The organism is Chamaesiphon sp. VAR_69_metabat_338 (assembly GCF_031423935.1).
Taxonomy (GTDB): Bacteria; Cyanobacteriota; Cyanobacteriia; order Cyanobacteriales; family Chamaesiphonaceae; genus Chamaesiphon.
In genome coordinates this window covers 1-6,997 of sequence record NZ_JANPGM010000439.1, presented here as the reverse complement: position 1 = coordinate 6,997, position 6,997 = coordinate 1, and the positions used below count along the sequence as shown (strand labels likewise).

Genomic DNA, 6,997 nt, shown 5'->3' with positions numbered 1-6,997 from the left:
GGGAACCCTTTTGGCAAGCCGTTCGCTTCGGTGGATTGGGTATCGCGATCGGCTGGTTTATTTCGACATGGGGAAGATAAGTTTAGTAAAATTGAGTCGATCGCCAAGATATGACAGACATCAGGGGCTTAAAGCCCTTGCCTGGAGGTACGGTTGTGCTGGATGCATTTTTACGGAAGGAGTTTAAATCCCGATCCTAAAAATATCGCTGTCTTAATTAAGATGCGTTCTTGGACAAAGTCCAAGAACGCACTTTCAACTTTTTAATCTTACTTTTTACCGAATAAACCGCTAAACATGCCTTCGCTGGGTTTTTTGGCAGCATTTTTGCCATTAGCACCATTGCTGCTCGGATTGGCGGCTCGATCGAATTCCTGCTTGGCTTGAAGCACTTGCGGATCGCGGGGTGCGAGTTGCATAGCTTTATTAATCGACAATTTGGCCATTGTCATTTGTTGTTGGTTGAGATAAACCAATCCCAAAAGAGTATGTGCGCGGGCATTATTTGGTTCGGTATTGATAACCTCTTTGATTTCGGGTACGGCTTTGACCCAATTTTTTTTGCTCATATAGTCTTCTGCACGTCGCAGCGCACCTTCGACTGGTGATGGTTTGTTTGCTTCTGCTGGAGCACCAGGGTTTGGTTTGACTGCGCCAGCGGGGGCACTAGTGGCGGTAGGTGGTGTCGATCTGACTGACTGCATCTGTTTGCGCAACAGATACACCATGTTCAGTTCGCTAATTTGATTGATAACCTGCTCGCTGTCGGCGATGACGACGTATTGCTGGGTGGTTAATTGTGCTAGCGATCGATCGTAAACTGATTCAAAGTCATTGCCACTTTGGTAAAGTTCTTGACAGAGCGGATCGGCGATCTGAATTTGGTTGCCTTCTTCGACCAATCTTTTGCCCATCAGTTCGAGCATGATCAGTTGCTCTTGGAGCTGAGACGATCGCGAAAGTTGACCGTAAGCATGAGTAATCAGCCGCGAGAATAGGCGCACGGCTAAGTCACGCTCGGCAGCGGTTTTCCATTGCGCACTATCGGGGTGCAATAATCTGGCAACGGCTTGATAGCGTTCTCTAATATTTATTTCGCCAGCATTCACACTTACGCCGAGAATCGCGTGTCGATCGGTAAAGTCAAACTGAAATAATCCTCGATCTAGTTGAAAACTCATATACTTTGGTACGCAGCAACAGGAGTCTTGTAAGTGGGAGTACGCCCATCCAGTAGCTAGTTTTGTAGAGTAACGATCGCGATCGCTACCACCAGATATTACTACTTTCATCCGAGTCTCGATCGATCGATCGACTCGATAGGGTACATCATCTATATATTCCCCATCTGGCACTCAATATTAACGTTTGTACCAAAATTTTTTAATTAGGGGTTGGGGATGAGACTTCAGGTTTTTAGTTTCAATGACTAAAATTAGGAGCATCACCTTACAATTGCTTCTAAGCTCTACCCCTTACCCTCCACCCTCTATCCCCTACCCTTTCTACTTATGCAATACCGTCGTTTCGGACGTACCGAGCTACAGATGCCCGTTTTTTCCTGTGGCGGCATGCGCTATCAACACAAATGGCAAGATATTCCCCTAGCTGAAGTTCCCGCCGAAAATCAGCGCAACCTCGAAGCAACGATCGAAAGATCTTTAGCCGTCGGCATCAATCATATCGAAACAGCAAGATTTTACGGCTCTTCGGAGGTGCAACTCGGCCAAATTTTACCGAAACTAAACCGGCAAGATTTTATTTTTCAAACTAAAGTTGCGCCGGTTGCCGACCCGCAAGAATTTCGGAAAACCTTCGAGTTATGCCTGTCGCGACTCAATTTAGAGTATGTCGATCTGTTGGGCATTCACGGTATCAACAATGAAGAACTAGCCGACCAGACTCTCCGCGCTGGCGGCTGCTGGGAAGTCGCCAAACAACTGCAAGCTGAAGGCAAAGTGCGGTTTATCGGATTCTCGACACATGGCAGCACCGACACGATCGTCCGCACGATCGAAACCAATAAATTTGATTACGTGAACCTCCATTGGTACTATATCAATCAAACTAATTGGCCGGCGATCGAGGCAGCCACGCGCCACGACATGGGCGTATTTATCATCAGTCCCACCAATAAAGGTGGCTTGCTCAACCAGCCCTCAGCGAAATTAGTCGAACTTTGTCAGCCCCTAAGTCCGATCGTTTTCAACAATCTCTTTTGTCTGAGCCATCCCCAAGTTCATACCCTCAGCATCGGTGCCGCTACCCCCAGCGACTTTGACGAGCATCTCCAGACGCTACCATTACTCGATCGCGCGGCTGAATTGCTACCACCCATCATCGATCGCCTAGAACGCGCCGCAGCTAGTAAACTGGGTACAGAATGGGTGCGCACCTGGAAAGAGGGCTTGCCAGCCCCCTCAGACACCCCTGGGAACATTAATATCCATACCATTCTCTGGCTGCGAAATCTGGCGATCGCCTACGATATGGTTGAGTACGGCCAGATGCGCTACAATCTGCTCGAAAATGGCGGACACTGGTTTCCTGGAGCCAAAGCCACCAACATCGACGAACTCGATTTTTCCACCTGTCTAGCTGCCAGTCCCCATGCCACCAGAATCCCCACTCTCCTTAGGGAAACAGATCTGCTCCTCGGTGGGATGGAAGTTAAAAGATTGTCTCAGAGTTGAAATAGTTGGGAGTTGGGAGTTGGGAGTGCGGAGCGATAGATTAAAGCAGGGGTGAAGATCGCAAATAACAAAACGGACGCTTGCGTCCGATCTCCACTCCCAACCCATTGACTACCCCACTAAAATGTGCTAACTTAGCAAAGCGCATAAAACGCACCTCAAGAAAAATGTAACAAGCGGATGTGGCGGAATTGGTATACGCGCACGCTTGAGGTGCGTGTGGCTTAGTCCTTGGGAGTTCGAGTCTCCCCATCCGCATAGTTCGAGATCGATCGACAAACAACCCCAGTTTCTTTAGAGAAATTGGGGTTGTTTGCGAGAGTCTTCCCTGATGCATTCGGGTTGTCAGATATAGATAAAGTTCGCCGTGCGAATTTTCTAAACCAGTTATGATATAATTTCAATAGTTAGGGCACGTGGCTCAGTGGATAGAGCATCAGGTTCCGGTCCTGAGGATCGGGGGTTCGAGTCCCTCCGTGCTCATAGATCTAGTCAAAGAAGCAGCGAACGTTTTGAGTTTCGCTGCTTCTTTTTTGACTCGTGAATTAATCGATACCGAGCAACGGATCTAGTTTACCGCTGTCGTCTAAGTCGTGCAGATCGTCACAGCCGCCAATATGAGCGTCATCGATGAAAATTTGGGGAACCGATCGTCTCCCGTTAGCTCTTTTGGCCATTTCCGAGCGCGCCTGTTCGTCACCATCGACCGAATACTCGGTAAACTCGACACCCTTACTCTTCAACAAAGCCTTAGCGCGGATACAATATGGGCAACTCCGCCAGGTGTAGATTTCAATATTTGGCTGCATAGCAACTTTAGCTAATTTAATCCAGGTTTTACCCACTCATTCTGACATTTTTCGACAGCGATCGCTCTCTGTCTCGAATTTTGGCGATTTTAGGCACAAAAAATAGACCACCAGTAAATAGCGATCTAAGTTGCAGTAGTTATTGGGTAACTAATATAACTAAAGCCTACTCGTAAATTTACGCTAGATAATCCGCCAGTTGTACGGAGTTGTCTCAGTCAAAAGGCTGGAGTTTGCAACTCGATGCAGATGGGATGAAGCATCAAGATGCCTGATAGCAAGCGATTGTATCGATCGACTCGCGCCTCTGATGCTAAATTTGCTATAGTCAGCATAGAGTGAGAATACTACTAATTTTAGGAGAGCATCCCCAATGGCGTTCGTACAAGAAGCTTTGCCTTATGATGTCAGTGCTTTAGAGCCACACATGTCTGCAAAGACGTTTGAGTTTCACTATGGTAAGCACCATGCAACCTACGTGAGTAACCTCAACAATCTCACCAAAGATACGCCGATGGCGGATATGTCGATCGAAGATGTTGTTAGAGGTAGTTTTGGTGATGCTAGTAAAGCGGGCATCTTTAATAATGCCGCTCAGGTGTGGAATCACGCATTTTTCTGGAAATCCATGAAGCCTAATGGTGGTGGTGCCCCAACTGGTGAATTGGCAGCCAAAATTAATGCTGATTTCGGTAGCTTCGACCAATTCAAAACAGACTTTAAAGCTGCTGCTACAACTCAGTTTGGTAGTGGTTGGGCTTGGTTGGTAAATGATGGGGGTAAGCTCAAAATTACCAAAACTGGTAATGCTGAAAATCCCCTCGTTAGCGGTCAAACACCTCTGCTGACACTAGATGTCTGGGAACATGCCTACTATCTCGATTTCCAAAATCGTCGCCCTGATTTTATCAGTACCTACTTAGATAGCTTGGTAAATTGGGATTTTGCTGCGGCTAATCTCAAATAGTCGCTAGTGGACGCGCAAGCGTCCACTCCTTTTCTGTACTCATGACATGAATTTCAACTGCTTTAAAGGCGGTTTTTGCTGTCAATCGGCTGCAATTTGTCCGTACTCCGATCCTAGTTTGCTTGTGACTGGCTGCCGAGACGATCGAACTGCTTCGATCGGTGGCTGATATAAAACCTCCAAGTTAGCGCGCAGCCCACAGACTTATTAGTATTGAAGAGGGACAGATGGACGATCTCAGCACTGTCCGATCGACACATTTTATCTGAGTCATTTCGCAGCAGATTTGGCTTTGCAAATCGTAAGTTGGCACATTCTATTGAGGTGAATTGCGATAGTATCACCTGCCTCGAACAGATGTGCCCAAGTTTACGATACATACCAAAAATCTGCTCGATTGAGTGATGATTACTCCCCGAACAGATCTATACATTCAAATATTATTAGACAATAGTCAGATTAAGTGCGGAATCGACGCTTATTCTGTCTGTGTCTGGCAATTGCTTTGCGCTTGCGCTTCTCAATTGGAGTTTCAAAGTGTCTGTGTTTCCGCATATCAGGAAAAATCCCCGCTTTGGAGACTTCTCGCTTGAATCGGCGTAGCACTGACTCAATGCCTTCACTTTCACCGGGAATTACTTGAGACATCCTAACCCATCCAAAAAACTTAACTAACATTATGGCTGAAAGAGTGGTGCTCTTTCAGCTATCTATCTACCAAAATAAGGACAAACTTATCGTCTGCCCTTAAAACCTTCTAGCGCGAACTAAGGGGTTCGGGCTTAGTAGCGGCGGTTGCCACCACCACCACCACCGAAGGAGCCTTTTTCTTCGCGAGGTTTGGCTTTGTTGACTTTGAGATCGCGACCCATCCATTCAGCACCATCGAGAGCTTCGATAGCAGCAGATTCTTCTGCGTCAGTTTCCATTTCAACAAAAGCAAAGCCGCGTAGACGACCAGTTTCCCGATCGGTAGGCAATTGAACTCGTTTGACCTTACCGTATTCGGCAAAAGTCTGAGTCAGGTCATCCTGCGTAACTTCGTAGGATAAATTGCCGACGTAAATTGACATATCGCTGTCTCCAGAATCCTGTAGGTGTAGAGAGTTAGATTCGGAGAAAAGCTTGTAAAAAGAACCATACAGCCGAAAATAATCTTCATTTATAATGGTAGCACAGGATCGGTGTAAACCGATCGACTATCATAATATCGATTGATTTCCGATGGCAAGTATTCGATCGGTGCTGGAATTTTTTAAGATGAGTGGAGCTAGGCGAACTTGATTCCCCAAGCTAAATATAGCGTCGAGAGATCGCGGCTAATTGCGATGTCATCAACGGCAATCGACACAAAAATCTATCCATTGACTCAAAATACTTACTAAAAAATAATTATTTAGTTGTTAACTTATGTCTCAAGAATTGAACATTGGTGCCACCGTGCGGCTAATTCTGCTGCCAGCATATCTAAAAACTGCCGATCCAATGCCAATGTTGCGACCATCGAGCCTTTTAGAGGTTGGTGCCGAGGGGATTATTACCGATCGCCGACCTGGTAATTATTGGGCAGTCAAATTCGATCGCAGTTCCTTTTTGTTGGAAGCTCGCTACTTGGCGGTAGTGAGTAGCTAATAACATTTGGCAACTACTCAGAGACAGAGCCACAACCGACACAAAAATTAGCACTGCTTATGATGGTCATAAGTTATTCTAAATAATGAGGATCGATAAAAAGGTAAATGACATGACACAGGCATTTAATGGCGGAGACAAGAGCAGCTTTTTGGTAGGACAGACTCCAGCCAGAAGATGGCAAAATGTGGCGATGGGCAGTCTGGGTCTGTGGCTCAGTGGTAGTTTGGTATTAGATTTGGTCGTCATGCCGACTATGTGGACGACTGGCATGATGCAGAGTAGTGGCTTTGCCTCGGCAAGTTATAGTATTTTTTGGATTTTCAACCGTGTCGAGTTATTGTGTGCGGCAGCGGCACTGAGCAGTGTCTGGGCAGTGGTTGAGGTGTCGAGAGCTAGTGTAGAGACTAAACGGGAAATGCTCGCCAGTGCCATGATGCTGTTGTTAATTGCCCTGAGCTATACTTTTGTGCTGACTCCCTACATGAGTGGATTGGGGATAGATTTAGATGTACTGGCGACGACAAAAGCTGTGCCCGCAGAAATGAACCAAATGCACGCAATTTACTGGGTACTTGAAGCAAGTAAATTGGGAATTGCGGGGCTGTTGTTATCGAAATGCAATCGGGCGATCGCGCACTAAGATCGTCTCACCCAGTCAAATTAGCCGGATCGAACTCAAAGTTTGCCAATGAAGATTGCCGCAGCAGGTTTGCCTGTCTGCGGATGTATGGGTTCGCGGATTTGGATGATGGTGTGCGCGTCACGACTGACGACAGCATCGACAATCGACACTACAATACATTCTTATGAATCAAACAGTCGGAACCGATCGCGCTAGCTAATTTAGATCGGTGATTTAGTGATGTTAAATCCTTACGAATAGAGGCACCGAT

General features: G+C 46.5%; 9 protein-coding genes and 2 tRNA genes. 7 read left to right on the top strand and 4 right to left on the bottom strand.

From position 1 onward, the window contains the following. Positions 1-269: 269 nt before the first annotated feature. Entirely contained in the window at positions 270-1,292 is a 1,023-nt protein-coding gene (locus RMO84_RS12205; RefSeq protein WP_310488726.1) for a hypothetical protein, read from the bottom strand. 219 nt (positions 1,293-1,511) lie between these two features. Here RMO84_RS12205 and RMO84_RS12200 point away from each other — a divergent pair, with 219 nt between their 5' ends. The 3 genes from RMO84_RS12200 (at position 1,512) to RMO84_RS12190 (ending at position 3,176) form a co-directional block, all read left to right on the top strand. Next, positions 1,512-2,693: an aldo/keto reductase gene (locus tag RMO84_RS12200; protein WP_310488725.1), complete on the top strand. Its 1,182-nt coding sequence runs from the start codon at positions 1,512-1,514 to the stop codon at positions 2,691-2,693. Between the two features lie 176 nt (positions 2,694-2,869). Continuing rightward, positions 2,870-2,951 (top strand) — tRNA-Leu (locus tag RMO84_RS12195). A 152-nt stretch (positions 2,952-3,103) separates the two neighbouring features. Continuing rightward, positions 3,104-3,176 (top strand) — tRNA-Arg (locus tag RMO84_RS12190). Positions 3,177-3,238: 62 nt separating this feature from the next. On the opposite strand, the gene grxC is transcribed toward RMO84_RS12190, so the two are convergent. After that, positions 3,239-3,502, bottom strand: coding sequence for a glutaredoxin 3 (gene grxC, locus RMO84_RS12185; RefSeq protein WP_310488724.1), 264 nt, complete (start codon positions 3,500-3,502; stop codon positions 3,239-3,241). A 373-nt stretch (positions 3,503-3,875) separates the two neighbouring features. Here grxC and RMO84_RS12180 point away from each other — a divergent pair, with 373 nt between their 5' ends. Both RMO84_RS12180 and RMO84_RS12175 read left to right on the top strand, forming a co-directional pair. Further along, positions 3,876-4,469 carry a superoxide dismutase gene (locus tag RMO84_RS12180; protein ID WP_310488723.1) on the top strand — a complete coding sequence of 198 codons (594 nt, stop codon included), beginning with the start codon at positions 3,876-3,878 and terminating at the stop codon, positions 4,467-4,469. Between the two features lie 46 nt (positions 4,470-4,515). Continuing rightward, positions 4,516-4,638 (top strand): hypothetical protein, encoded by a 123-nt coding sequence (locus tag RMO84_RS12175; protein ID WP_310488722.1) that lies wholly within the window; start codon positions 4,516-4,518, stop codon positions 4,636-4,638. 290 nt (positions 4,639-4,928) lie between these two features. Here RMO84_RS12175 and rpsU read toward each other — a convergent pair whose 3' ends face one another. Then, positions 4,929-5,117 carry a 30S ribosomal protein S21 gene (gene rpsU, locus RMO84_RS12170; RefSeq protein ID WP_015162498.1) on the bottom strand — a complete coding sequence of 63 codons (189 nt, stop codon included), beginning with the start codon at positions 5,115-5,117 and terminating at the stop codon, positions 4,929-4,931. A gap of 134 nt (positions 5,118-5,251) precedes the next feature. Continuing rightward, a complete protein-coding gene (locus RMO84_RS12165) occupies positions 5,252-5,542 on the bottom strand; it encodes an RNA-binding protein (RefSeq protein WP_309738088.1) in 291 nt (96 codons plus the stop codon). 337 nt (positions 5,543-5,879) lie between these two features. Here RMO84_RS12165 and sipA point away from each other — a divergent pair, with 337 nt between their 5' ends. Further along, the gene (sipA, locus tag RMO84_RS12160; protein WP_310488721.1) at positions 5,880-6,101 is read left to right on the top strand and encodes a regulatory protein SipA; all 222 of its coding nucleotides are present in this window, start codon (positions 5,880-5,882) and stop codon (positions 6,099-6,101) included. A gap of 85 nt (positions 6,102-6,186) precedes the next feature. Beyond that, positions 6,187-6,744: a DUF4149 domain-containing protein gene (locus tag RMO84_RS12155; RefSeq protein WP_310488720.1), complete on the top strand. Its 558-nt coding sequence runs from the start codon at positions 6,187-6,189 to the stop codon at positions 6,742-6,744. The last annotated feature ends 253 nt before the right edge of the window (positions 6,745-6,997 follow it).